20 protein-coding genes are annotated in these 21,708 nt (G+C 74.2%); 9 read left to right on the top strand and 11 right to left on the bottom strand.

Annotated features, from left to right (window positions below; all coding sequences use genetic code 11):
- Positions 1–59 precede the first annotated feature (59 nt).
- The 3 genes from IT780_RS19215 to IT780_RS19205 all read right to left on the bottom strand — a co-directional run bounded on the left by IT780_RS19215 (position 60) and on the right by IT780_RS19205 (position 4,748).
- Positions 60–1,607, bottom strand: coding sequence for a long-chain-fatty-acid--CoA ligase (locus IT780_RS19215; protein WP_199512965.1), 1,548 nt, complete (start codon positions 1,605–1,607; stop codon positions 60–62).
- A 91-nt stretch (positions 1,608–1,698) separates the two neighbouring features.
- Positions 1,699–4,005, bottom strand: a complete 2,307-nt coding sequence (locus tag IT780_RS19210) for an ABC transporter permease (protein ID WP_199512964.1) — start codon at positions 4,003–4,005, stop codon at positions 1,699–1,701.
- Positions 4,002–4,748 carry an ABC transporter ATP-binding protein gene (locus IT780_RS19205; RefSeq protein WP_199512963.1) on the bottom strand — a complete coding sequence of 249 codons (747 nt, stop codon included), beginning with the start codon at positions 4,746–4,748 and terminating at the stop codon, positions 4,002–4,004. Before IT780_RS19205 ends, IT780_RS19210 begins: the two co-directional genes overlap by 4 nt.
- A gap of 111 nt (positions 4,749–4,859) precedes the next feature.
- Here IT780_RS19205 and IT780_RS19200 point away from each other — a divergent pair, with 111 nt between their 5' ends.
- Both IT780_RS19200 and IT780_RS19195 read left to right on the top strand, forming a co-directional pair.
- The gene (locus tag IT780_RS19200; RefSeq protein ID WP_199512962.1) at positions 4,860–6,098 is read left to right on the top strand and encodes a sensor histidine kinase; all 1,239 of its coding nucleotides are present in this window, start codon (positions 4,860–4,862) and stop codon (positions 6,096–6,098) included.
- Between the two features lie 41 nt (positions 6,099–6,139).
- The gene (locus tag IT780_RS19195) at positions 6,140–6,727 is read left to right on the top strand and encodes a LuxR C-terminal-related transcriptional regulator (protein ID WP_233413149.1); all 588 of its coding nucleotides are present in this window, start codon (positions 6,140–6,142) and stop codon (positions 6,725–6,727) included.
- On the opposite strand, the gene IT780_RS19190 is transcribed toward IT780_RS19195, so the two are convergent.
- The 3 genes from IT780_RS19190 to IT780_RS19180 all read right to left on the bottom strand — a co-directional run bounded on the left by IT780_RS19190 (position 6,712) and on the right by IT780_RS19180 (position 8,684).
- Positions 6,712–6,873, bottom strand: a complete 162-nt coding sequence (locus IT780_RS19190; RefSeq protein WP_199512960.1) for a hypothetical protein — start codon at positions 6,871–6,873, stop codon at positions 6,712–6,714. The two genes, IT780_RS19195 and IT780_RS19190, sit on opposite strands and share 16 nt — an antisense overlap.
- Before the next feature lie 70 nt (positions 6,874–6,943).
- Positions 6,944–7,789, bottom strand: coding sequence for a DUF1028 domain-containing protein (locus tag IT780_RS19185; protein WP_199512959.1), 846 nt, complete (start codon positions 7,787–7,789; stop codon positions 6,944–6,946).
- 196 nt (positions 7,790–7,985) lie between these two features.
- Positions 7,986–8,684 carry an SDR family NAD(P)-dependent oxidoreductase gene (locus IT780_RS19180; protein WP_199512958.1) on the bottom strand — a complete coding sequence of 233 codons (699 nt, stop codon included), beginning with the start codon at positions 8,682–8,684 and terminating at the stop codon, positions 7,986–7,988.
- 101 nt (positions 8,685–8,785) lie between these two features.
- Between IT780_RS19180 and IT780_RS19175 the strand changes: the two genes are divergently transcribed.
- Entirely contained in the window at positions 8,786–9,637 is an 852-nt protein-coding gene (locus tag IT780_RS19175) for a helix-turn-helix domain-containing protein (RefSeq protein WP_199512957.1), read from the top strand.
- On the opposite strand, the gene IT780_RS19170 is transcribed toward IT780_RS19175, so the two are convergent.
- Together IT780_RS19170 and IT780_RS19165 are read right to left on the bottom strand one after the other, a co-directional pair.
- Positions 9,612–10,118 carry a GNAT family N-acetyltransferase gene (locus IT780_RS19170; protein ID WP_199512956.1) on the bottom strand — a complete coding sequence of 169 codons (507 nt, stop codon included), beginning with the start codon at positions 10,116–10,118 and terminating at the stop codon, positions 9,612–9,614. The genes IT780_RS19175 and IT780_RS19170 overlap by 26 nt on opposite strands.
- Before the next feature lie 21 nt (positions 10,119–10,139).
- Entirely contained in the window at positions 10,140–11,201 is a 1,062-nt protein-coding gene (locus tag IT780_RS19165) for a saccharopine dehydrogenase family protein (protein WP_199512955.1), read from the bottom strand.
- 99 nt (positions 11,202–11,300) lie between these two features.
- On the opposite strand from IT780_RS19165, the gene IT780_RS19160 reads away from it, so the two are divergent.
- From IT780_RS19160 to IT780_RS19150, 3 genes are all read left to right on the top strand, one after another.
- Positions 11,301–11,864, top strand: coding sequence for a TetR/AcrR family transcriptional regulator (locus tag IT780_RS19160; RefSeq protein WP_199512954.1), 564 nt, complete (start codon positions 11,301–11,303; stop codon positions 11,862–11,864).
- Between the two features lie 26 nt (positions 11,865–11,890).
- Positions 11,891–12,769 (top strand): DUF4240 domain-containing protein, encoded by an 879-nt coding sequence (locus IT780_RS19155; protein WP_199512953.1) that lies wholly within the window; start codon positions 11,891–11,893, stop codon positions 12,767–12,769.
- Between the two features lie 99 nt (positions 12,770–12,868).
- The gene (locus tag IT780_RS19150; RefSeq protein ID WP_199512952.1) at positions 12,869–14,365 is read left to right on the top strand and encodes a M1 family metallopeptidase; all 1,497 of its coding nucleotides are present in this window, start codon (positions 12,869–12,871) and stop codon (positions 14,363–14,365) included.
- A 75-nt stretch (positions 14,366–14,440) separates the two neighbouring features.
- On the opposite strand, the gene IT780_RS19145 is transcribed toward IT780_RS19150, so the two are convergent.
- Positions 14,441–15,592: a DUF2786 domain-containing protein gene (locus tag IT780_RS19145; protein ID WP_199512951.1), complete on the bottom strand. Its 1,152-nt coding sequence runs from the start codon at positions 15,590–15,592 to the stop codon at positions 14,441–14,443.
- 27 nt (positions 15,593–15,619) lie between these two features.
- Between IT780_RS19145 and IT780_RS19140 the strand changes: the two genes are divergently transcribed.
- Positions 15,620–16,237: a LysE family translocator gene (locus tag IT780_RS19140; protein ID WP_199512950.1), complete on the top strand. Its 618-nt coding sequence runs from the start codon at positions 15,620–15,622 to the stop codon at positions 16,235–16,237.
- Positions 16,238–16,241: 4 nt separating this feature from the next.
- On the opposite strand, the gene IT780_RS19135 is transcribed toward IT780_RS19140, so the two are convergent.
- Complete coding sequence (locus tag IT780_RS19135) at positions 16,242–17,138, bottom strand: SDR family oxidoreductase (RefSeq protein ID WP_199512949.1); 897 nt, start codon at positions 17,136–17,138, stop codon at positions 16,242–16,244.
- A gap of 80 nt (positions 17,139–17,218) precedes the next feature.
- Between IT780_RS19135 and IT780_RS19130 the strand changes: the two genes are divergently transcribed.
- Positions 17,219–17,806, top strand: a complete 588-nt coding sequence (locus IT780_RS19130; RefSeq protein ID WP_307831261.1) for a TetR/AcrR family transcriptional regulator — start codon at positions 17,219–17,221, stop codon at positions 17,804–17,806.
- 107 nt (positions 17,807–17,913) lie between these two features.
- On the opposite strand, the gene IT780_RS19125 is transcribed toward IT780_RS19130, so the two are convergent.
- Positions 17,914–20,109, bottom strand: coding sequence for an MMPL family transporter (locus IT780_RS19125; RefSeq protein WP_199512948.1), 2,196 nt, complete (start codon positions 20,107–20,109; stop codon positions 17,914–17,916).
- A 172-nt stretch (positions 20,110–20,281) separates the two neighbouring features.
- On the opposite strand from IT780_RS19125, the gene IT780_RS19120 reads away from it, so the two are divergent.
- The gene (locus IT780_RS19120) at positions 20,282–21,550 is read left to right on the top strand and encodes a sensor histidine kinase (protein ID WP_199512947.1); all 1,269 of its coding nucleotides are present in this window, start codon (positions 20,282–20,284) and stop codon (positions 21,548–21,550) included.
- Positions 21,551–21,708: the final 158 nt, after the last annotated feature.

Raw genomic sequence — 21,708 nt, 5'->3', positions numbered from 1 at the left:
CGCTCACTGTGCCGTACCCACGCAAACGATCATCAGCGGCACCGGACGCGCGGACGGGGTCAGGACAGCTCGCGCTTGAGCAGCTTGCCGGTGGCGGTCATCGGCAGTGCGTCGACGAACGCCACGATGCGCGGGTACTTGTAGCTGGCCATCTGCTCGCGGGACCAGGCGACCAGTTCCTCCTCGGTGACCGTGGCGCCCGCCTTGCGGATCACGTACGCCTTGATCTCCTCGCCGTGGCTGGGGTGCGGTACGCCGATGACCGCGGCGAGCGACACGCCCTCGTGGGTCATCAGCACCTCCTCGATCTCCCGCGGGTACACGTTGAAGCCGCCCCGGATGATCATGTCCTTGGCGCGGTCGACGATGTAGTAGAAGCCGTCCTTGTCGCGCCGGCCGAGGTCGCCGGTACGGAACCAGCCGTTGTTCATCACCTCGGCGGTGGCCTCGGGGCGGTTGTAGTAGCCCCGCATGATGTTGTGGCCGCGGATGGCGATCTCGCCGATCTCGTCCTCGCCCTCGACGGTGTTCCACTCCGGGTCGATCAGCTTCACCTCGACGCCCCAGATCGGGATGCCGATGGAGCCCGGCCGCGGCTCGCTGTCCGGGTCGCTGAACGTGGCCACCGGCGAGGTCTCGCTGAGGCCGTACCCCTCGAGGATCTGGACGCCGAGCCGGGTCCGGACCTCCTTGATGATCTCGACGGGCAGGCTCGAGCCGCCGCTGACCGCGATGCGCATGTTCCGGGCGATCCGCTCCACGTCCACGCCCTCGGAGAGCGCGTTGAGCAGGCCCCAGTACATCGTCGGTACGCCCGCGAAGAACGTCACGTCCTCGCTCTCCAGCAGCTTGACCGCCCCGGCCGCCTCGAACCGCGGCATGAGCACCAGCGTGGCGGCCGAGGAGAATCCGGCGTTCATGTTGACGGTGGAGCCGAACGAGTGGAACAGCGGCAGCACCAGCAGGTGGGTGTCGGTGCCCGGGCGCGACTGGAACAGCCGGTTGCAGGTCAGCGCGTTGAGGACCAGGTTGGAGTGGCTCAGCTCGGCGCCCTTGGCCTGCCCGGTCGTGCCGCTGGTGTAGAGGATGACGGCCGGGTCGGTCTCGGCGGCGAGGACGGTCTCGAAGACCGGCGACTGCCCCGCGAGGGCCTGCCCGAGGGTCTCGGCGCCCTCGATCGGCGACGCGGCGGCCGGGTCGGCGGTGATCAGGAAGAAGTGCTCGCAGCCGTCCGTCCGGCCGAAGCCCGCGTGCCCCTCGGCGCCCATCGGCAGCTCCGCGGTGCCCTGGAAGCAGAAGTACGCCTTCGCCTGCGAGTCGGCCAGGTGGTACGCGATCTCGCGGCCCTTGAGCAGCACGTTCAGCGGCACCACCACCGCGCCCGCCTTGAGGATGCCGTAGTAGACCACCGGGAAGTACGGCACGTTCGGGCAGGACAGGGCCACCTTGTCGCCCGGCCGGATGCCGCGGGACACGAGCAGGTTGGCGATCTGGTTCGCGGCCGCGTCGACCTGTGCGTACGACATCCGCTGGTCGCCCAGCACGACCGCCGCGCGCTCGGGGTAGTGCCGGGCGCTGTCCTCCAGGAACACGGAGAGGTTGAGCATGCGTGGGACTCCTTGCGCAGATCCGCTTCGACGTCGGGCTCCAGCTCAGCATGCCGGGCGCGCGGGAAGAACCCTCCGTTTCGGTCGTGTTTCACCGCGGCCGCGTCCGCAGCACCGGCAGGCTCGCCGCCGCCACCGCGACGGCCGCGCAGACCAGCACGACGAGGCCGCTCTGGCCCCACGGCACGACCAGCCGGACCGCCTGCTGCAGCTCCTCCTCGACCGCGTTGCGCATGCCCAGCAGCGCGGCGGCCGCGACCGCGCCACCCAGGACGCTACCCACCGCCACGCTCAGCAGCGCCTCCCCGGTGGTCAGCCGCAGGACGTGTCCGGTGCCGCCGCCGGCCAGCCGCAGGGCGGTGAACTCGCCGCGCCGCGCCGAGGTGGCCATGAGCAGGGTGTTCGCCACAGCCAGCCCGGTGTAGCCGGCCGACAGGCCGATCAGCACGACGAGGAAGATCCGGATGATCCGGCCCTCGACGTCGATCAGCTCCTGTACGTACGCGCGGACCGGCAGCACCTTCATCCCGGCGACCGGCACGGCCGGACCGTCGAGCAGCACGACGCCGGCCAGCGCCGCCGGATCGTGCTCGCGGACCAGATCGCGAGGCAGGACGACGAGGTCCTCGGGGCCCTCGTGCGTGCCGGTCACCTTCAGCGTCGTGGTGGTCCCGTCGGGGAAACCGACGGCCACCGACTCCGGCCGGTTCCTCAGCTCCGCGGAGAGCCGGATACCGCTGACCCCGGCCTCGCCACTCGCGTCCCGGCCGCCGGTCGTCGCGCCGATGGTGACCAGCACCTCGGTGGTCAGCTTGTAGTCGCCCGGCTGCCTCTCCGCGACGGACGGCGCCAGCCCCGGGGTCCCGTCCGGGGCCGCCACGAGCGTGGCCGGTAGCTCGGCGGCCTCGTCGATGCCGGCCGCCTCCTCGATGGTGGCGACCATGCCGGTCATCAGCGCCGCGAAGCCCACGGTCAGCATCACCGGGGCGGCCGTCGAGGCGAGCCGCCGTACGCCGGTCAGCGTGCTCTCGCGCAGCAGCATCCCGGTCGCGCCGCGCCGGAACGGCCACGTCACCAGGCGCACCAGCGGCACGATGACCACGGGCGCCAGCAGCGCGGCCCCGACGAGCAGCAGCATCGCCGCGCCCAGCGCCGCCGACGTCCGCGTCATCACGGGCAGGGCCGGCAGCGCGGCCATCAGCCCGCCGCCCGCCGCCGCGGTCACCAGGCCGGCGATCCAGCGCGGCGCGGTCATCGCGCGGCGGTCGATCGCGGCGTCGCGCAGGGCGTCGAGGGCGGGGATGCGGCTCGAGCGGCGGGCGGCCACCCACACCCCGGCCAGCGCCACGACGACGCCCAGCAGGAACGATCCCGTCAGCGCGAGCGGCTGCACCGACACGGAGAACCCGGCCGGTTCCAGCCCGGCGGCCACGAGCGGCGGCGCGAGCAGGGGAGCGGTCAGCGCCCCCAGCGGTACGCCCACCGCACCGCCGAGCACCGCGACGACGAGGGTCTCGGCGTACATGAGCCGCACGACCTGTCCCGGTGTCGCGCCGACGGCCCGCAGCAGGCCGATCTCGCGCCGGCGCTGGGCGGCGCTGAGCGCACACGTCGACGCCACCACGAACACCGCCACGAACCCGCCGAGCGTCACCATCGCGATCAGCAACTGCGCGCCCAGCCACCGCGTACGCGTCACCGCCTCGTCCTCGAGCTCGTTCCGCCGCTCCCCGCTGAACACGAGCCCGTCACCGCCCACCGTGGACTCCGCGGCGGCCGCGACCGCCTCCGCGTCGCCGGTCACGGTCAGGCCGATCACCCGTACCCCCGCGGCGAGCGCCCGCGCGGCCTCGTCGGCGACGTAGAAGCCGGGCCCGTCCACGGTCCCGGTGACCGTCCACGTCGCCGGCCCGCGCCCGGTCAGCACGTCGATGCGGGCACCCGGCGCCACCCCGCCGAGCGCCACCTCCCCGGCCCGCCGTGGCGCTTCGCCCGCGGTGAGCCGGTAGCCGCCGAGCACCGCCGACGACCACGCGTGCCCGTCCGAGCGGGCGGTGTCCGGATCACCGGTCGCCCGGCCGCCGACGACCCGCTGCACATAGAAGGCGGGATCGGCCACCGCCGCCGTGACGCCCGGCAGGGCCGCCAGCCGGGCGGCCAGCTCCCGGGCGTGCGCCGCCGTCCACGAGCGGTGATCGGGGTAACCGTCGCGGCCGGTGCCGACGCTGGGGGAGTGCACGAGCACGGGGGACGCGCCGTAGCGGGCCGGTGCCTCGGGACGCGAGGACGCCCACAGGGTCGTGGCCCCCGCGACCACGGCCACGCCCAGGGCGATCGCGACGAACGTGCCGGCGAACGCGGCGAACCGGTGCCGGACCATGGTCCACGCGAGGCTCATCGCTCCTCCAGCCGGGCCATGCGCAGGGCGATCTCGGACGCGCCGGACGGGCGCGGCAGCTCGTCGACGACCCGGCCGTCGGCGAGGAACAGCACCCGATCGGCGAAGGCGGCCGCGTACGGGTCGTGCGTGACCATCACGATCGTCTGCGCGTGCCGGTCCACCGCGGCCCGCAACAGGTGCAGCACCTCCCGGGACGCCTTCGTGTCGAGCGCGCCGGTGGGCTCGTCGGCGAACACCACCGCCGGGCGGGTCACCAGAGCCCGCGCGATCGCCACCCGCTGCTGCTGGCCGCCGGACAGCTCGCTGGGCCGGTGCCCCGCCCGGTCGGCCAGGCCCACCTCGGCGAGCATCGCGCGGACGTCCCCGGGCGCCGGGCGGCGGCCGGCCAGGCGCAGCGGCAGCGACACGTTCTGCTCGGCGCTCAGGGCCGGTATCAGGTTGAAGGACTGGAACACGAAGCCGACCCGCTCCCGGCGCAGCTTCGTGACCGCCCGCTCGGACAGCCCGCCGAGCGGCACGCCGTCGATCATCACCTCGCCGCGGGTCGCCCGGTCGAGGCCGGCGGCGCAGTGCAGCAGGGTGGACTTGCCGGACCCGGACGGGCCCATCACCGCGGTGAAGGTGGCCGGCGGGATCGCCACGTCCACCGCGTCGAGGGCGGTCACGGCGGCTGTGCCCGTACCGTAGATCCTGGTGACGGCCCGCAGCTCGACGGCCGTACCGATGGTCGTGATGGTCATGGTGACGAGCTTTCCGCCCGCCGGGGCCGCGCACAGTCACGCAGCGGAGAGGATCGAAGGTATACCTGGCACTACCGTCCGCGGTGCATCTCGCCGGTAGCGTCACTGACCATGCCGGTCCGCAACGCCCTCGACGCGCTGACGATGCGCCCGACGCGCTTCCTGGCCTCGTCCTGGCCGTGGCGCTCACTGGCATACCTGACCGGCGGCGCGCTGCTCGGCTTCGCCACGATCTTCGTGGTGCTGGGCCTGCTGGGTGCCGGGCTGGTGCTCTCGGTGGTGGTGATCGGCGTGGCCGGCTACCTGGCCACGATCCTGTCCGGGGTGGCGGTCGGCCGGCTCGAGCGGTGGCGGATGCGGCTCATCGACCGCGACGCGCTGCCCGACCCGCACCGGCGGCCGGACCGGCCGGGCCTGCGCGCCTGGCTGATGTGCCGGCTGCGGGAACAGGCCACGTGGCGCGAGCTGGGCTACGCGATGGTCTCCGCGGCGGTGCTGTGCTGGATCGACGCGGCCGTGGTCTTCGCCGCGGCGGTCGTGCCCACGACGTTCCTGTTCGCGCCGGTGTACATGACCGACCGGCCGCTGGCGTACACGCTGCCGCAGACCCTGCTCGCGCCGATCGGGTGGGTCATCGCCGCGTACCCGGTGACGGCCTGGGCCGGCGCGCGGGCGGCCATGGCCCGGGCCATCCTGGCGCCCCGCAGCGACGACACCGACGCGAAGCTGGTCGAGCTCACCCGCTCCCGGGCCCGCCTCGTCGACGCGTTCGAGGTGGAACGCCGGCGCATCGAACGCGACCTGCACGACGGCGCCCAGCAGCGGCTCGTGGCGCTCAGCATGCAGCTCGGGCTGGCCCGCCTGGAAGTCACGTCCGGCTCACCGGCGGAGGCGCCGCTGGTGGCCGCGCAGGACCTCGCCCGGCAGGCCCTCGCCGAGCTGCGCGAGCTGATCCGCGGCGTGCACCCCAAGGTGCTCACCGACCGGGGGCTGGCCGCCGCCGTGGGGGATGCGGCCGGGCACGCGCCCGTACCGGTGGACCTGGACCTGCGCATCGACCGCCGGCTTCCCGAGGCGGTGGAGGTGGCGGCGTACTTCGTCGTGGTCGAGACGCTGGCCAACGTCGCGAAACACAGCCAGGCCACGCGGGCCGCGGTGACCGCGAACGTCCACGGTGGCCGGTTGTACCTCGACGTGCGCGACGACGGACGCGGCGGCGCGGACCCCGGCCGGGGCAGCGGGCTCGTCGGCCTGGCCGACCGGGTGGCGGCGGTCGGCGGGACCGTGGCGCTGTCCAGCCCGCCCGGCGGCCCTACGCTCGTGCACGTGGAGATCCCGTGCGAGTCGTGATCGCCGAGGACGGCCTGATCGTGCGCGAGGGCATCGCCGGCATGCTGCGGCGCTTCGGCCACGAGGTGGTCGCGGCCGTCGCCGACGCGCCCGCGCTGCACGCCGCGGTCGCCGCCGGGAAGCCGGACATCGTGGTGACGGACGTCCGGATGCCGCCCGGGTTCAGCGACGAGGGCCTGCAGGCCGCGATCGCCCTGCGCGCCGCCGACCCCGAGCTGCCGGTGCTGGTGCTCAGCCAGTACGTGGAACAGACGTACGCCGCCGAGCTGCTCGACTCCGGCCGGTCCGCGGGCGTCGGCTACCTGCTCAAGGACCGCATCGGCGAGGTGACGGAGTTCGTCGACGCGCTCGAACAGGTGGCGGCCGGGCGTACGGTCGTCGACCCGGAGGTGGTCCGGCAGCTCCTCGGCCGCCGCCGCGACCCGCTGCTGCGCCTCACCCCGCGCGAACGGGAGGTCCTGGCGCTCATGGCCGAGGGGCGCTCCAACACCGCGATCGCCCGGACGCTCGTGGTCACCGAGGCGGCCGTGGCCAAGCACATCGGCAGCCTGCTGGCCAAGCTGGACCTGCCGCCGGACGCCGACGACCACCGGCGGGTCCGGGCCGTGCTTGCCTACCTGCGCGGCTGACCGGGTTCGGCCTCCGCCTTGGGCGCCGGGCGCGGCGCGGGCCGCTCGACGGCCGCCATCACCGCTGCCAGGCCGAGCACGCCCAGCGACATGTCCCGTGCCTCGCCGGGCGCCTCCGCCTCGGCCACCCGCTCGACCTGCTGCATGCGCTTCCCCGTTCCCCGCCGAACCGGACAAACCGATCTTGTCAGGTACGCGGCCGGCCGGCGGCCGAATTCACGAAGCCGCCCGCAGGTGCGCGAGGACCATCGGGTCGATGTGGCCGGCCACGACGCGTTCCTCGAGGTTCTCGACACCGGCCCAGGACGCGAGCGCCTCGTCCAGGTCCGCCGCGGCCGGCCCTGCCTCGTGGCCCGCGGCGGCAAGGCGGTCGCGTACCTCGGTGGCGAGCGGGCCGGTCAGCTCCAGCAGCGTCGCCGGGTCCGGGCGCTCGAAGTACAGCGTGTGCATCTCCAGCAGCCGGCCCAGCTCGGTCACCGGGTCCGGGTGGTCGTCCACGCGCAGGTCGGCCACCACGTCGCTGGTGCCGCCGTACCCCATGCCCTTCGCGACCACCAGCAGCGCCGCGCTCTGCCGCCCGCGCCGGTCACCGCCCGCCCGATCACCCGCGCGCAGCGCCGCCAGCAGCCGGTACGCCAGCCGCTCCTGCGCGCCGCCCGCCAGCCAGGCCGCCCGCATGTCGTCGACCACGCGCGGGCCGGCCAGCATGTTCCCCTGGATCGCGAAGCCGTCGCCGGCCGTGCCGCCCGCCCACGCGTGGCAGGCCGTACCCGTGAACGTGGCCCCGTCGCCGTCGGCGCCGACCACCCCGACCTGCCGGTGGTCCACCGGTCCGGCGTCGGCGGCGATCAGCGCGGCCACCGTCTGCGTCGCGGCCACGCCCGTGCCCAGCAGCGCCAGCGCCTGCGGCCGGTACGCGAGGTTGGCGTACGACTGGGTGGCCACCGCGCCGACCCCGGCCAGGGCGGCCGGCACCGCCGCGCCGACCCCGAGGAACTTGCTGGCCACGGCCACTCCCAGCGCGCCGCCGTCGGCGGAGCGGGCCACGATCGAGAACGTCATGGCCCGCACGTTATCCGAGTCGTAACACGACGGGTGGAGACTGCGGGGAGCGCGGGGTCGTGGCCAGTTCGTGACCCCCGATCGGCCTGATACCGGCCGTGCCCGCCGCCGCCCCGGCGTGGCCGGCCACTGTGATCGCGGGCGGGCCGGATGGTTGCCGTCAACCGGCCCGCCCGCATCCACCCTCCGGCGTGCTTCAGGACCAGGCGATCTCGCCGTGGCGGTCGACGAAGCGGCCGGAGCCGTGGCCCGGGCCCTCGGTGGCCAGCGCGACCACCGCGTCCGTGCCCTCGGTGACCGTCTGCGGGCCCGAGTGGCCGTTGAAGTCGGTGGCCGTGTAGCCCGGGTCCGCCGCGTTGATGCGGATGCCGGGCAGCGCCTTCGCGTACTGGGTGGTGAGCATCGTGAGCGCCGCCTTCGAGGCCGTGTAGGCGGGGGCGATCGCCCCGGACTCGGGCCGGGACGGGTCGTGGGTGGCCGCGAGCGACCCCATCCCGCTGCTGACGTTGATGACGACCGGGTCGGCCGAGCGCCGCAGCAACGGCAGGAACGCCGTCGTGGTGCGGACGACGCCCGCGACGTTGACGTCGAGAACCGCGAGGACCTCGGCGCCGGTCAGGGAGCTCGGGTCGCCGTGCGGGCCGGCCACCCCGGCGTTGTTGATCAGTACGTCGACCGCACCCTCGTGGCGTTCCACATCGGCGGCTGCGGCGGCGACCGACGCGTCGTCGGTGACGTCGACGGCGACGAAGCGGGCGCCGAGCCGCTCGGCTGCAGCGGCACCGGCCGTGGCGTCGCGGGCGCCGAGCAGCACGGTGTGGCCGCGCTCGACGAGGCGGCGGGCGGTTTCGTAGCCGAGGCCCTTGTTGGCCCCGGTGATGAAGGTGATCGTCATGCACCCACGGTCGGGCGGGCAGGCGCGGTGCGCCAGGGACGCCGGGGCGGTAGGAAAAGCGTTACCAGGCTGGGCGTACGGCCGCGCGGCACAATCGGGGGGTGACGACTTCCGTGGCCGAGCTCGGCGCCACCCTGCGGGCCTGGCGTGACCGCCTCACCCCGGCGGCCGTGGGACTGCCGAGCGGGCGCGCGCGCCGTGCGAAGGGGCTGCGCCGGGAGGAGCTGGCCGAACTCGCCGGCATCTCGGTCGACTACGTCGTCCGCCTCGAGCAGGGCCGGTTCAGCACGCCGTCCGCGCAGGTGATCGCCGCGCTCGCCCGGGCATTGCAGCTGACCGGCGCCGAACGCGACCACCTGTATCGGCTGGCCGGGCTCCTGCCGCCGGGTGACGGTCAGATCTCCGACCACATCCCGCCCGGCGTGCACCGGGTGCTGCACCGGCTGCGGGACACCGCCGTCGCGGTCTTCGCCGCGGACTGGCAGCTGATCTGGTGGAGCCCGTGCTGGGCGGCGCTGCTGGGCGACCCGTCGCCGGTGCCGCCGGCGCTGCGCAACTTCGCCCGCGACACCTTCCCGGTCGGCGGGGCCGGGCCCCGGCTCTCGCACTGGCCGGTGATCTCCGTGGCCGGCGACGCGGTCGAGGCCGCCGTCGTGTCCGACCTGCGCCGGGCCACCGGGCGCTTCCCGGCGGACGAGCGCCTCGCCGCGCTCATCCGGGTCCTGGCCGGCAACGCCCGGTTCGCCGAGCTGTGGGCGGCCGGGGCGGTGGGCGAGCACCGGGAGGACCACAAGGTCGTTCAGCATCCGGCGGTGGGACCGATCGAGGTGGACTGCGACGTGCTCAGCGACGGCGAGCTCAAGATCGTGGTCCTCAGCGCGGCCCCGGGTACGGAGGACGAGACGAAGCTGCGGCTCGCGGGCGTGGCTACCGGGTACGTTCCGCAGCGGTGAGCAGCAGGACGGCGTACTCGTCGCCCGGCCGCTCGGGCTCCCGCCGCAACCCGGCGCGCTCCGCCACCCGGATCGCGGCGACGTTGCCGGGGTCCGTCTCCACCAGCACGGGCCAGTCCGGGTGTACGTCCGCAGCCGCCGCAATCGCCGCCACGGCCATCTCGGTCGCCAGTCCCTGTCCCCAGTGGACGGGATACAGCCGGTAGTACAGGTTCCAGCACCGGACGCCGCGCCACAGTTTGGGCTGGACGCCGCCGAAACCCGCGACCCGCCCCTCGAGCTCGAGCGCCCAGTAGCCCAGCTCACCCTCGTCCCACACCCGGCAGAACGCCGCCAGGTAGCGGGCGGAGGCAGCGGGATCGGGCGCCGGGCGCGGCGGCTGCTCCGTGGCACGCAGGGCGGTCTCCAGCGCGACGAACTCGTCCAGGTCGCTGGGGAGCACCCGGCGCAGGGTGAGGCGTTCGGTGGCTGTGCTGTCCATGCCCCGACCGTAGACCGGCGGTCAGCTCGCGAGCAGGTACTCGCCGCCGCAGGACTCCGCGAGGGACGGGCCGAACAGTGCGGCCGGTGTGTACGCGCCGGGCCGGTCCTCGCCGGCCAGCAGGCGGCGGGCGATCTCGGCCGGCACTGCGCCGGTCCAGGCCTGTGCCTCGCCGAGCCGTAACCAGCCCTCGCGCGTCGTGCCGTCCGCCCACCGCGCGACCGCGTGCCCCCACGAGTGTTCCCGCGGGCGCGGGCGGGCCGCGACCGTGACCCCGGCCAGCCGTCGCCTCGCGAAGGACCGTACGGGTCCGGCGGCGAGCAGCGCGGTCGCCAGCGGCAGGACGGCTCGCACGAGCGGCGACGACGGGGCTTCGCTGGACGCGGCGACGACTTCGGGGGCGCCGCTGGCGCGCTGGGCCGCGATCAGCTCGCCGAGCGGCATGCTCGCCGTGGTGACCGCCGTGCCGTCGGGCAGCGTGAGCCGGGTGGCGTCGCCCCCGAGCCGGGCCGCGACCAGCCGCCCGCCGCGGTAGGCGCGGCCCTGGAAGCGGCGGCCGCCCTCGACGCCGGGCAGCCCTTCGAGCAGGGTGCCGGCCAGCGCCTCGCCCACCGCGCCCGCCTCCATCGCGAGGGACGGGATCATGTCCACGCGGACGCGCTGCGGCGCGGCCTGTCCTGCGCAGAGCTTCACGACGACGCTCTCGGTCGCCGTCACCCCGAAACCCGCACCCGTCACGACCGTACGGCCGGCAGCGTTGCTCCCGCCGAGCGTGGCCGAGACGGCGGCGAGATCGTTCGCCAGGTCGATGTAGTGGCTCGCCGGCAGGCACGCCCGGATGAGCTCCGGCGCCGTCGTGGTGAACGGGCCGATCGTGTTGACGACCACCGCGGGCCGTTGCCGCCGGATCTCGGCCGCCATCTCCGCGACCGACGCGGCCACGACCGTACGGTCACCGCCGGCCGCCGCGATCAGCCGCCTGGCGTCCCGTCCGACCAGCACCGGGGCGATGTCCCGTTCCCGCAGTGCCGTCGCGATCGCCCGCCCGCTGCGGCCGGTGCCGCCCAGGATCCACACGCTCATCGCAGAGCTCCGCCCTCGTCCGGCGCCGCCCGAGTGACGACATGCCGTGTCATCACCGTACGCCCGATGACACGGCATGTCATCACTAGACTGGCTGCCGTGAGCAGATGGGAACCGGGCGCACGGGAGCGCCTCCAGGCGGCGGCCCTCGACCTCTTCGCCGAGCAGGGCTTCGCGGCGACCACGGTGCCCGAGATCGCCGCCCGAGCCGGTCTCACCACCCGGACGTTCTTCCGCCACTTCGCCGACAAGCGCGAGGTGCTCTTCGCCGACGACGCCGAGATGCCGGCGATGGTCGCGAAGCTGATGGCCGAGGCGCCCGACACCGCGGAGCCCATGGAGCTGATCGTGCAGGGGCTGCGCACCATGGCCGAGACCCGCTTCGAGGGGCGCCGGGCCGCACTGTGCCACCGCCGCGACCTGGTCCGCTCCGACGAGGGTCTGCGCGAGCGGGACCTGCGCAAACGGGCGGCCCTGGCCGAGGCCGTCCGGGAAGGCTTCCTGGCCCGCGGCCTCGACGCCACCCGGGCCGCCCTGCTCGCCGAGACCTGCGTGACGCTGGTGAGCGTCTCCATCGCCGAATGGCTCGACCGCGACGACGGCCGCCGGCTGAGCGGCATCGTGGACGAGGTGCTCGACCGGCTGCGCGCCGAGCTCGCGTAACCCGCTCATATGGCACAATTCCGGCCGTGGAGGCCGACGAGTTCTGGGCGCTGATCGGCGTACGACGCACCGACGACGACCTCGCCGCGCTCGCCGACGAGCTTGCCACCCGAGACACCGCGACCATCACCGCGTTCGAGGATCGGCTCGCCGAGCTCCTGTACGCGCTGGACACGCCCGCCCACGCCAAGGCCGCCCGCGCCCGCAACGACTGGTTCCTGTACGTGCGGTGCGCCGCCGTCGCCGCCGGGCGGGAGGAGTACGAGCGGGTGCTCGCCGAGCCCGCCAAGCTGCGCCGCTTCGCCCGCGGGGAGGCCGAGCACCTGCTGACGGTGGCGCAGACCGCGTACGAGCGCAGCACCGGCCGCCTCTGGGAACACGAGACGCCGCTCAGCTACGAGTCGGGCAGCAACACGGCGGCGTGGGGCGACCCGCCGCCCGAGGTTCCCGCGCGAGAGGCCCTCCCGGGTGTCTGGCTGACCGCGAGTGCGGTGGTCCTGACCGACCACGGCTACGGCGAGCACGTCCACCGTCTCGGGCATGCCATCGCCCAGGACCCGGAGTGGGCCGCCTGGTGGGACGCCTCCGGCATCGCGTACTGCGAACTCCAGCTGACGGACCCGGAGGTCGGGGACGAGACGGGGGTGCGGGCCGGTGCCACCCGGGTGGAGGCGCGCGCCGTGGCGTCGCTCGGTGGCCCGCAGGCGGCGGCCGCGGACGTCACCCGGCTCCTCGACGCCGTACGGGTCAAGCTGGACCTAGGTCCTCTGCCGCCCCTGCCCGAGCCGTCGGACGAGCTCCCGCCCGGCTTCGGCAGCGACCTCGACGACCTGCGCCCGATGGGCCTGCTGCGCTCGCTGCTGTTCGTCTGGCGCGCCCGGAAAGCAAGCCGCCGGGGGGTCTGAGGGCACCGGCTGCGTGATGTCGACATTCTTCGATAGGTTGCGGGTGACTCATCCACGCCGGACCGCCGACCCGGTCCGCCGACGGAAGGATGCCCGACCGTGCGACGACTCCTGGTGGCGACCGCCGCCACCGTGTTGACCCTCGCCGGGACCGCCGTCCCCGCCGCCGCCGCGCCCGCACCCGGTGGCGCGGGGCTCGGGGACGAGTACTTCCCCGACTACGGCAACAGCGGCTACGACGTCTCCCACTACGACATCCGGTTGCGCTACTACCCGGATCAGGACCGGCTCACCGGCACCACCACGATCCTGGCCACCGCCGAGCAGGATCTCAGCTCGTTCAACCTGGACTTCATCCTCGACGTCGCCTCGGTCAAGGTGAACAACCGGCCGGCCACGTTCGTCCGGCAGGGCGATCACGAACTGGTCGTCACCCCGGCGCGCACGCTCGCCGACGGGCAGGCGATGACCGTGGTGGTCCAGTACTCGGGCGTGCCGTCGAACAAGGTGGCGGCCGGGTACACCGCCTGGATCCGTACCCCGGACGGCGCGCTCGCGGTCGGGGAGCCGGAGGAGGCCTGGTGGTGGTTCCCGAGCAACGACCACCCCTCCGACAAGGCCACCTTCGACGTGTCCGTGATGGTGCCGGACGGCGTCGAGGTGATCAGCAACGGCGTGCAGCCGCGTAACCCCACGCCGGAGATCCTCGGCTGGACCCGGTGGTACTGGCGCTCCGAGAAGCCGCAGGCCACCTATCTGGCGTCGCTCGCGATCGGACAGTACGACATCGTCCGGGACGTGACGGCGGACGGCCAGCCGGTGATCAACGCGTACTCGAAGCTGCTGCCCGAGGCGTTCGACGCGGCCGCCCGGTCCAGCGTGGAGCGCACCGCGGAGATCACCGACTGGGAGGCCACCGTCTTCGGGCCGTGGCCGTTCGAGGCGCGCGGCGGCGTCGTCGCCCCGCCCGGCACGCTCGGCTTCGCGTTGGAGAACCAGACCCGCCCCAACTACTCGGCCGCGTTCTTCCGGGGTGGCTCCAACACCTCGGTCATCGTCCACGAGAACGCCCACCAGTGGTTCGGCGACTCGGTGTCGGTCGCGCAGTGGAAGGAGATCTGGCTCAACGAGGGCTTCGCCAGCTACGCCGAGTGGCTGTGGTCCGAGGCGCAGGGCGAGGGCACGACCGACGAGATCTTCGATTACCTGTACGCGACGGAGCCGGCCGATTTCTGGACGGTGAAGCCCGGTGACCCCACCGCACCGCTGCTGTTCGACAACGCCGTGTACGACCGGGGCGCGATGACCCTGCACCAGCTGCGCCGCACCGTCGGCGACGACGACTTCTTCGAGATCCTGCGTACCTGGACGGCGGAGCACCGCTACGGCGACGCCACGACCGAGGAGTTCATCGCGCTGTCGGAGAAGATCTCCGGCCTGCAGCTCGACGAGCTGTTCCAGACGTGGCTCTACACCCCGTCGAAGCCCGTCCTGACCGCGAGCCAGGCGCGGGCCCTGGCCGCGAAGAAGGCCGTCAAGGCGCCGAAGTCGTGGGCGCAGATCAAGCGCACCCACGAGCTGCTGCACGGGCGCTGATCCGGGACCCGGGCCCGGGGCGGTCATCTGCCCTGGGGCCCGGGTCGGCTGGTCGGCCAGCGCGCGGGTGCCGGATCAGGCGAGGGTGGCCTCGTCGGCGGCCGTCCGGCCCGACTCCCAGCCCTCCTCGCTGTCCACGCGCAGCCCGCGCCCGCGTACCGTCCGCGGGAACGCCCGCTCCCGGGCCTCGCGGACCTGCACCTCGCGCGATGCCAGCACCGGCAGCAGCGCCGCGGCGTCAGCGGTGCCGGCCAGCGCGGCCCGGTCGGCCTCCGCGAGCCGCTCGCCGATGCGGACCGCGTACCCGACCAGGAAGGACTGCCGGAAGGTCTTGAGCCGCGCCCGGCCCGCCTTGCCGCCGGGCGGCTCGTCGCGCGCCATGGCCCGGTGCGCCTGCACGAGCAGGGAGGTGTGCAGCAGCTCCACCGCGTCCATGTCGGCATCGAACCCGAACAGCGTGGCGAAACCGAACTCCGGCGACCACACCACCTGGCAGCGGTTGGCGCCGGCCACCGAGGCGAGCAGGGCGGCTTTCTCGCTCTCGTAGGGGTGGTCGATGCCGACGCGCCGGGCGTACGGGGTGACCCGTGCGTCCCCGGCCTCGACGAGTGCCTCCTCGAGGCTGTGCCGCGAGATGAGCTCCTGGGCCTTGGCGCTGTACGCCTCAGCCTCGGCGGGGAACGTGGTCGACTCGGCCTTGGCCAGCAGGGCGCGTACGCGATCGAGGAGCGCCGCGTTGGCGTTCCTCGGCGCGGGCCGGGCGACCTGCCCCGGCGGCGGGATGAGCACGTCCAGCGGCGGCAGGGTCGCGAGCACGGTCAGCACGCTGAGGAACGCGTCGATCAGGCTCACCCGGTCGGCCCGGCGCCGCCGAGTGACCTGGCCGACGTACTGCTCGTCGGCGCCCCACCAGGCGCGGGCGTCGAGCCCGTCGGCCTGGGCCCGCCAGCGCGGATCGACGGTGCGAGGCTTGAACCCGCGCAGGTACGCGGCGACCGCGTCGGCGATCAGGTGAGCGTGGGCGGGATCGCCGCGCCGGGCGACGACCCGATGCACCTCCGCCGGTTGCCACCCGGCGCGGAACAGGCGCGCGGTGGCGTCGAACAGCGCCCCCGCGAGCACCGGATCGACCTCGGCGGCGGGCGCGACGGTCAGCAGGTCCAGCCCGTCCTCGTAGCCGAGCCGCCCGCCGACCACGGCCGCGACCGTTTCCCGTACCGATGTCACCGGTCAACCTTAGTTAGGGTGGCCGGCGTGACGACGGCGACTCAGGCACTGGCGTTCACCGGCGTGATCGCGATCGGGGCGATGTCACCCGGCCCGGACTTCGCGGTGGTGGTACGCCGCGCCGCGCTGGACGGGCGGGCCTCCGGCGTGGCCGCGGCGACCGGTGTCGCCTCGGGCGTCTTTCTGTGGTCGGTGGCGGCGGCCGCGGGGGTGGCGGCCCTGGTGGCGACGGCCCCGGCGGTCCTGGCGGCCATCCGCTGGGCGGGCGCGGCGTACCTGGCGTACCTGGGGGCCCGCGCGCTGATCGCCGCCGCCCGGCCGGCGCCGGCCCCGCAGGCGGTGGGGACCGGCTCGGCGGGCGGCGCCTTCCGGGACGGGCTGCTGTGCAACGCCCTGAACCCGAAGGCCGCGGTCTTCTTCCTGGCGTTGCTGCCGCAGTTCCTGCCCGCCCGGCCCGGCGTGTCCGACACGCTGACCCTCTCGCTGCTCGCGGTGGCGATCACGCTGGTGTGGTTCAGCACGGTGGCGGTGCTGGTCGCGGCGCTACGGCGGCTGTTCGCGCGGACGGCCGTGCGGCGCGGGCTGGACGGGCTCAGCGGGCTGGCCCTGCTCGGCCTCGGCGCCCGCCTCGCCCTCACCCGCTGACCCTTCAGGCCGCCGCCGTGGCGCGGCCGCGGGGCTCGTCCGGATAGTGCTTGCGCAGGTCGGCGGTCGTCAGCCGGTCGAGCATCCGGTCGGGGAGGACCCGTGCGGCCCGGGTCAGGAACGAGGCCGTCGCCCCGATCGTGTAGCGGGTCCGTGGCCTGCGGGCCGTCACGGCCCTCGCGATGGTCCGCGCCGCGACCTCGGCCGTCGCGCCGGCCTCGGTGAACGCGGCGACGTGAGCGGGCAGCGCCTGCACCAGCGCGCCGTAGCGGTCGGTCTGCTCCGGGGTCATCCGCGCGCCGAGCTCCCGGAGGGCGGCGGTGCCGTGGCCGGCCATCTCCGTCTTGACGCCGCCGGGTTCGACCACCACGACACGGACGCCGTACGGGCCGACCTCGTTGCGCAGGGCGTCGCTCACGGCCTCCATCGCGAACTTGCTGGCGGCGTACGGTCCGTAGCCGGCCATGGCGATCCGGCCGTTCAGCGAGGTGATGTTGACGATGCGGCCCCCGCCGCGGACCAGCGCGGGCAGCAGGGCCTGGGTGATCGCGACGTGGCCGAAGAGGTTCACCTCGAAGAGGCGCCGCCAGTCGTCGAGCGGGGTGACCTCGACGGGCCCGGCTCCGGGTATCCCGGCGTTGTTGACCAGCGCCCGCAGCGGACGCCGCTGCGGGTCCCGGTCGACGCGGGCCGCCAAAGCCGCGATGTGGCCGGCGTCGGTGATGTCGAGGATCACCGGCTCGATGCCGGCGGCGCGCAGGGCCACGCCGTCGCTGTCGCGGCGTACGCCGGCGAGCACGTGGAACCCGCGGCGGGCCATCTCCCGCGCGGTGGCCGCTCCCATGCCTGTCGAGGCGCCGGTCACGACGAGAAGGCCCTGAATTTCGGATGACGTTGTCATCTCTTCACTGTCCCGGCTCGAGATGACATTGTCAACTGGTTGGGATGACGATGTCACCGCGGCGTCGGTACGATCGCGGGGTGACCACCCGCGCCGAATCCGCCGCCGCCACCCGCCGTGCCCTGCTCACGTCGGCGGCGGAGCTGCTGGACGAGGGTGGCCTCGAGGCGGTGACGCTCCGGGCGGTCGGTGCCCGCGCCGGGGTCACCCGCGGGGCGCCGTACCGGCACTTCCCCGACAAGGAGAGCCTTCTCATCGCGGTCGGCACGCAGGCCTGGGAGCGGCTCGGGGAGCGGACGCGGACCCTGCGCGCGGATCCGGAGCTGTCCGCCGCCGGGAAGCTGCGCGGCGCGCTCACCGCGCTCATCGGCGTCGGGCGTACGCAGCCGCATCTCTACAAGGTGATGTTCAGCAATCCGCCCGGGGATCCGGCGGCGCTGGCCCGGGCCGCGGAACCCACCCAGACCGAGTTCCTGGCGATCGTCGCCGACCTGGTCGGGGAACGGGACGCCCGGCGGTACGCGGCCCTGCTGATCGGCAGCGCGAGCGGGATCGCCGGTATGGAGGTCAGCGGTCAGCTGCCGCACGAGAAGTGGGGCGGCGTCTCCGCGGAGGAGCTCGTCGACATCCTCGTCGGCATGGTCGCCGGCGAGCACCGGCCGGCCTGACGCCGGGCGCGGCCACTCAAGGGCGACCGGGCATGGCACGGCCGGGCCGCCGCTTCATCGCGTGGCCCGGCCGGTCCTCAGCGCCCGGGCGGCGGCCCGGCCGGCGGTCAGCGTCCCGCGCCGACCAGTTCCGGGGCGGGCGGGGCCGGCTCCGGCTCGGCGGGGCGCAGCTTGTCGCCCTCGACGTCCACGTCCGGCAGGATCCGGTCGAGCCAGCGGGGCAGCGCCCAGGCGCGGCGCCCGAGCAGCGTCATCACCGCCGGCACGATCGTCATCCGGACCACGAACGCGTCGAAGAGGATCGCCGCGGCCAGCGCGAAGCCGATCGACTTGATGATCGAGTCGGGGGAGAGGATGAAGCCGGAGAAGACGCTGATCATGATGATCGCGGCCGCGGTGACCACCCGTGCGCCGTGGCTGAAGCCGTCCACGACCGCGTCCTTCGGCGCCGCGCCGTGCACGTGCTCCTCGCGCATCCGGCTGACCAGGAACACCTCGTAGTCCATCGCCAGGCCGAACACGATGCCGATGAGCAGCACCGGCATCAGGCTGACCACCGGGCCGGTCTGCTCGACGCCGAAGACGTCGGCGAGCCAGCCCCACTGGAAGACCGCGACGACCGCGCCGAACGTGGCCACGACGCTGAGCAGGAAGCCGCCGATCGCCTTGAGCGGCACCAGGATCGAGCGGAACAGCACGGTCAGCAGCAGGAACGCCAGCGCCACGATCACCGCGAGGTACGGCACCAGCGCCTCGCCCATCTTCGCGGACATGTCGATGTTGACGGCCGTCGTGCCGGTGACCGCCAGCGCCGCCCCCGTACGCCCGCCCACGCCGTCGTCGAGGTCGCGGATCGCGTGCACCAGATCGGTCGTCTCCTGGCTGTCCGGCGCGCTGGCCGGGATCACCTGGAGGATCGCCGTGTCGCCGGCCGGGTTGAAGGTGGCCGGGCTGACCGTGACCACGTCCGGCAGCTTCTTGATCGCGGCGGCGGCGTCCTCGGCGGCCCGCTGCGGCTCGGCGCTGCCGGCGGCGTCCACGACGACGAGCAGGGGACCGTTGAAGCCCGGACCGAAGCCGTCGGTGAGCAGCTCGTACGCCTTGCGCTGGGTGGTGTCCGGCGCGGCCATGTTGTCGCCGGGCAGGCCGAGCCGCAGGCTGAGCGCGGGGATCGCGATCACCAGCAGGCCCAGCGTCGCAGCGGCGAGCGTCAGCACCGGACGGCGGGACACCAGCTGGGCCCAGCGCCGGCCCGCCGTGGGCCGCCCGGCGTCGCCCTCGGGGTCGCGGGCCCGGCGGCTGCCGCTGATCCGGCCGCCCACGAAGCCGAGCAGCGCGGGGAGCAGCGTCAGCGCGATCAGGACCGCGACCGCGACAGCCCCGGCGGCGGCCAGGCCCATCTGGGTGAGCACCGGCAGGTTCACCACGGCGAGCGCGGACAGCGCGATGACCACGGTCAGGCCGGCGAAGGTGACCGCCGAGCCGGCCGTGCCGACCGCGCGCCCGGCGGCCTCGATGCCCGTACGGCCCAAGGCCACCTCGTGCCGGTAGCGGGAGACGATGAACAGCGCGTAGTCGACCGCCACGGCGATGCCGAGCATGAGCGCCAGGGTCGGCGTGTTGCTGCTGAGGTCGGTGAAGCCCGACACGATCTGGATGCCGGCCATCGCCGCGCCCACCCCGAGGATGGCGGTGAGCAGTGGCAGCCCGGCCGCGACCAGCGAGCCGAAGGTGATCACGAGGACGACGGCGGCGACCAGCAGGCCGATCACCTCGCCCGGTCCCTGCTCGCCCGGCTCCTGCATGGCGTCGCCGCCCGCCTCGACGCTCAGCCCGGCGTCGCGGCCGATCCCGGCGGCGCCGGTCAGCGCGTCGCGGTCCGCGTTCGTCAGCTCGTCCGCCGGCACCTTGAACGTGACCTGCGCGTACGCGACGGTCCCGGCCTGGTTGACGGTGCCCTTGAGCGGGTCGGTGACGTCCGCGACCTGGGCTCCCGTGCGGACCTGGGCGACCGTCCGCTCGATCGCGGCGCGGTTGGCGGCGTCGGTGACCTTCTCGCCCTGCGGCGCGGCGAACACGACGCGGGCCTGGGCCCCGCCGGCGCCGGACTGCGGGAAGCGCTCCTGGAGCAGATCCTGGGCCTGCTGCGCCTCGGTGCCCGGGATGTTGAACGTGTCGGAGGTCGGCCCGGACAGGGTGGCCGCGCCGACCCCGAGTATCGCGAGCACGGCGAGCCACAGGGACAGCACCAGCGTGCGGCGGCGGAAACTGAACCGGCCGAGCCGATAGAGATAGGTAGCCATCGTGTCTCCAGGTGAGCCTTCGTCAGGGACTCACCCACGGTCCCGGGAAACGGCCGCCGCGTCGTCGTCCCGGTGCAGGCAGCTGCCTACCATGATCGTGGTATCCGCGGCGGTGCCCTTTACTACGCCGGGACGACGCCCGGCCGGCCGGTTCCGCGTACGGTGCAGGGTGATGGAGACCAGGCACTTCGCCCGGATGAGGGCGTGGAAGGAAGCAGCGGCGGAGAAGCCGATGCTGCTCGACGTGCTGCTCGCGTTCGTGCTGGCATGGGCCGTCTTCAAGGCGACGGTCGACGACCGGGTGACGCCCAGCGACGTCCTCGTGGCGCTGGTGGCGTTCGTCGCGGTGCTGCTGCGGCGGATGCGGCCATATGCGGCGCTGGGCGTGGCGACCGCCGCCACGGTCGGCGCGGTGCTGCGGGGCGTCAGCAACCCCGGGCTGATCGTCGCGCTGGGCGTAATCACGTACTCCATCGCGGCGCACACCAACCGCCGCCGAGGGTGGATCTGCGCGCTGACCGCGTCCTCGCTGGTCTATGCGACCGGCCTCGTCGTGGCGGTGGGGGACTGGTGGCGCTTCGAGACGCTGGGCGTGTTCGCGTGGATCTTCATGGCGGCGGCCGCCGGGGACGCGGCGCGCATGCACCGGGCGTACATCCGTGAGGTGGAGGAACGCGCCCGCCGCGCCGAGGAGACGCGTGAGGAGGTGGCGCGGCGCCGGGTCATGGACGAGCGCGTCCGCATCGCCCGCGAGCTGCACGACGTCGTCGCCCACCACATCGCCGTGATCAGCGTGCAGGCCGGCGCGGCCGCCCACATCCTGCAGCGCCAGCCGGACCAGGTCGGCCCGGTGCTCGCGCACATCCGCGACGCCTCCGACACCGTGCTCAAGGAGATCCAGTCGGTGGTCGGGGTGCTGCGCAGCGGCGACGAGCCGGACAGCCACGAACCCACGCCGGGCCTCGCTCGCCTGCCGGAGCTGCTGGGCGCCCTGGAGGCGACCGGTTTCCGCGTACGCCATCAGCAGCGTGGTGTGCCGCGGGGCCTGCCGGCCCTGGTGGACCTGGCGGCCTACCGGATCGTGCAGGAGGCGCTGACCAACGCGCACCGCTACGGCACCGGCTCAGCCGCCCTCCTCGTCGAGTACGCCCCCAGCGGCGTGATCATCGAGGTCGCCAACGACGTGCCGCCGGAGCCGTCGATCGCGGGCCCGGGTTCCGGGTACGGGCTGCTCGGCATGCGGGAGCGGGCGGCGTCGGCGGGCGGCGAGGTCACGGCGGGCTACGTCGGGGACGGCCGGTTCCGTGTGCACGCGGTGCTGCCGACCGAGACGTCGGCCCCCGCTCCGGCCTCCGAAGAGGTGACTGCCCCGGCCCGCACGTCGCCTGTGCTCCGCCCGGGCCTGCGCGGCTGCGTCGTCCCCCGCGAGGAGCCGGCGTGACGGACTGCACCGAGCTTCGCTCAGCGTGGGTGGGCGATGGCCGTGGGGGCGAGGGCCGGGAGGGCACGCCGATGGAAGGCACAGCGTGACGGACTGCACCGAGCTTCGCTCAGCGTGGGTGGGCGATGGCCGTGGGGGCGAGGGCCGGGAGGGCACGC

Origin of the sequence: Nucisporomicrobium flavum (assembly GCF_016464385.1) — a bacterium.
Lineage (GTDB): Bacteria > Actinomycetota > Actinomycetes > Mycobacteriales > Micromonosporaceae > Actinoplanes > Actinoplanes flavus_A.
The sequence above is the reverse complement of the archived record's forward strand: the minus strand, read 5'-3'. Positions and strand labels throughout refer to the sequence as shown.